Origin of the sequence: Bacillus cereus group sp. BfR-BA-01350, from assembly GCF_022663775.1 — a bacterium.
In the GTDB taxonomy this organism is placed as follows: domain Bacteria; phylum Bacillota; class Bacilli; order Bacillales; family Bacillaceae_G; genus Bacillus_A; species Bacillus_A paranthracis.
This window is the reverse complement of record NZ_JAKUGD010000054.1, coordinates 1-236: the sequence shown is the minus strand read 5'-3', so window position 1 is coordinate 236 and position 236 is coordinate 1. Positions and strand designations below refer to the sequence as shown.

The following is a 236-nucleotide window of genomic DNA, read 5'->3' as shown; positions in this document are numbered from 1 at the left end:
GAGTTACAGGTCCTACCGGAGCTACTGGTCCTACGGGAGCCACCGGTTCTACGGGAGTTACAGGTCCTACCGGAGCCACTGGTCCTACGGGAACCACTGGTTCTACGGGAGCCACTGGTTCTACGGGAGCCACTGGTTCTACGGGAGTTACAGGTCCTACCGGAGCTACTGGTCCTACGGGAGCCACCGGTTCTACGGGAGTTACAGGTCCTACCGGAGCCACTGGTCCTACGGGA

Annotated in this window: 1 protein-coding gene; it reads left to right on the top strand. The window is 60.6% G+C overall.

Going from position 1 to position 236, the window contains the following annotated elements; genetic code table 11:
- Nucleotides 1-236 (top strand): hypothetical protein (locus tag MR147_RS26920; RefSeq protein ID WP_242304894.1); only part of this gene is annotated, 236 nt, incomplete at both ends.